Genomic DNA, 2,851 nt, shown 5'->3' with positions numbered 1-2,851 from the left:
CCGCTCCCTGGAGTGCTTTTGTGTTGGCGATCACCTAAAACTGACCCAGTGCGATCATTGAAAATTGACCCACCCTGCAAGGCTACCCGAGGGGGCCTTGGTCTGTGAAAGTCAGTTGTTCCTGCGGTTCGGTTTTGCCTCCTTTTCGTTTCTTGGATGACGTGGCGCGAAGTGCGTCAGCGGTGGCCGTGCTGTGCCGGAAGCGCCAGGACTCGTTGCCGGTCTCGACGATGTGGCAGTGATGGGTGAGCCGATCGAGGAGCGCGGTGGTCATCTTTGCATCACCGAACACGCTGCCCCACTCGGAGAAGCTCAGATTGGTCGTGATCACCACGCTGGTGTGCTCGTAGAGCTTGCTGAGCAGGTGAAAGAGCAAGGCCCCGCCGGCTTGGCTGAACGGTAGATAACCGAGTTCATCGAGAATCAGCATGTCGGCGTACATCAGCCGATGCGCGATCTGGCCGGCCTTGCCGGCCGCCTTCTCCTGTTCGAGCGCGTTTACCAGTTCGATCGTGGGGTGAAAGCGCACGCGCTTGCCATATCGCTGCACCGCTTCCACACCCAGCGCGGTGGCCAGATGGGTCTTGCCGGTGCCCGGCCCGCCGATGAAGACCACGTTGTGCGCGGCTTCGGTGAAGGCGGTGGTGTGCAGCGTATCGAAGAGGGCTTGGTCGACGTGGGCGGCCGAGAAATCGAAGCCCGCCCGATCCCGATGTGCGGGAAAGCGCGCTGCAGTCATCTGATAAGCGATCGAACGCACCGTGCGTTCGGCCGTTTCAGCTTCGAGCAGTTGTTCGATGAGCGCCTCGGGGCCGAGCGCAGCATGCTGGCAGCGGGCGAGCAGCTCGGGCCAGTTGGCCGCCATGCCATGGAGTTTGAGCGCCTTCAGGCGCATCACAATCGCGTTGCTCATTGCACGCCTCCGCGCAACCGGTCGTAGCGATTCACATCGGCCCGTGGTTCCTCGCTGAGTGTCAGCGCCAAGGCGACGGCGGGCACATGCCCGGAGGGTGCCTCTTTGAGCCGAGCCAGCACGTTGAGGACATGCTCGGCGCTGGGACGGCCGGCCTCGAGTGCGAGCTCGGCCGCGACCAGCACGGCGTCGAGACCGTGGATCGGTACGGCAGCGAGCACCTGCGCCATCACGCGATCCCCGCCGGCGTGACGCAGCAGGTGGCGTTGCAGGATTTGCAGGGGCTCGGGCATGACGCGAAACGGTGCGCCGTTGCGTAGCGCACCGGGCTTGGTTTGCACCAGGTCGATGTAGTGGCGCCAGTCGTAACGCGTCTGATCGCGCTCGAAGCTGCGCGGTTGCCGTGCGACTTCAACACCGCCCTCGGCAATCAGCACGAGTTCTTCCGGATAGATGCGCAGGCTCAACACGGCGTTAACGTGGGCGGTCGGCACGCTGTAGCGGTTGCGCTGGAAGTGAATCAGTCCGGTGTGCGAGACGCGCACCGGTTGTTCGATATAACCATCGAAGCGCTGGGCGAGCGGCAGCAACTGGGCACGCTCATCCTGCAGCACGTCGGCGACCGTGAGCAGCGGCCAGTCCGGATGCGCGGCTTCTTCCCAGCTCTGGCGGCAACGCGAGGCGAGCCAGGCGTTTAACCTCGCCAGATCGGGCCAGCGCTGCTCGGCCGCTTCGCGCCAGATTGTGCGCCGCTGATCCTGGACGTTCTTCTCGACAATCCCTTTCTCCCAACCGCTGGCGCGGTTGCAGAACTCGGGCTCGAACAGGTAGTGCGAACACATCGCGGCAAAGCGTGCATTCACCGCACGCGCCTTGCCGACGCCGACCTTATCGACAGCCGTTTTCATGTTGTCGTAGATGCCGCGCCGCGGCACACCGCCGAAGGCGTCAAACGCGCGTGCATGCGCGTCGAACAACATCTCATGGCTCTGGCTCGGGTAGGCGGTGAGCCAGAACGCCCGCGAGGCGGCAAGCTTGGTATGCGCGACTTCCAGGCGCCGACGCAGGCCACCAATGAAGACGTACTCGCAACTCCAGTCGAACTGGAAGGCTTCCCCGAGTTCGAAGGCGAGGGGCACGAACGCGGCACGCCGGGGCGCGGCCGCCTGCGCTTCGCGCCAGCGGCGCACCCACACCACCACGCGCGGGTAACTGCCACGATAGCCCAACGCCTGGATTTGCTCGAACAGCGCCTTGGCCGTACGACGCTCGCGCACCGGTCGATGCGCATCGGCGCGCAGCGCCCCTTCCAACTGCCCGGCCCACGGCGCGACCACGCTGGGGCGCTCACGCTTCGCGTACTTCGGTTCGGTCACGCCCTCCTGGCGCAACCACTCACGCACGGTGTTACGTGACAACCCCGTGCGACGACTCACCTCGCGGATGGACAGTCCATCGCGCAAATGCAGCCGCCTGATCTTGGCCAACATGCCCACGCTGATCACTCCTGTTTCCCCCGCTCAGCTCAGAGCGGGACAGTGTCTCTACGTGGGTCAGTTTTCGGCGATCGCGGACCCTATAAGTGGGTCAGTTTTTTGTGATCCTCAACAGGCTTGCCGGATAGCACAACCGCCCAGGCGTTGCGCACGATTAATTTGCCAAGCAAACGCTCGCTCAACTAACTTGCCCTCAGTTATTCCGGGGGGAGTTCAAGGCAGCATGAGCGAAGCATTCATTTTCGAGGCGATCCGCACGCCTCGTGGCAAGGGCAAGGCGGACGGCAGCCTGCACGACGTCAAGCCGATCGCGCTGACGGTTGGGTTGATGCAGGAACTGGTCCGCCGCCACGGTTTTGACACCGCGCGGGTAGACGATGTCGTGATGGGCTGCGTGACGCCGGTGCTGGACCAGGGCGCGTGTCTGCCGAAGATTGCCGCG

General features: G+C 63.9%; 2 protein-coding genes and 1 pseudogene. 1 reads left to right on the top strand and 2 read right to left on the bottom strand.

Annotated features, from left to right (window positions below; genetic code table 11):
* Window positions 1–82 precede the first annotated feature (82 nt).
* Window positions 83–913 (bottom strand): IS21-like element helper ATPase IstB, encoded by an 831-nt coding sequence (gene istB / locus ACE3SS_RS15355; RefSeq protein ID WP_374595446.1) that lies wholly within the window; start codon window positions 911–913, stop codon window positions 83–85.
* Entirely contained in the window at window positions 910–2,409 is a 1,500-nt protein-coding gene (gene istA, locus ACE3SS_RS15350; protein ID WP_374595444.1) for an IS21 family transposase, read from the bottom strand. Before istA ends, istB begins: the two co-directional genes overlap by 4 nt.
* Before the next feature lie 223 nt (window positions 2,410–2,632).
* On the opposite strand from istA, the pseudogene ACE3SS_RS15345 reads away from it, so the two are divergent.
* Window positions 2,633–2,851 (top strand): annotated as a pseudogene (locus tag ACE3SS_RS15345) (acetyl-CoA C-acyltransferase); the annotation flags it as partial.

It is taken from the genome of Aquabacterium sp. (genome assembly GCF_041915145.1).
GTDB lineage: Bacteria > Pseudomonadota > Gammaproteobacteria > Burkholderiales > Burkholderiaceae_C > Aquabacterium.
Note: the sequence above shows the minus strand (reverse complement) of the source record. Positions and strands in the feature narration are given on the sequence as shown.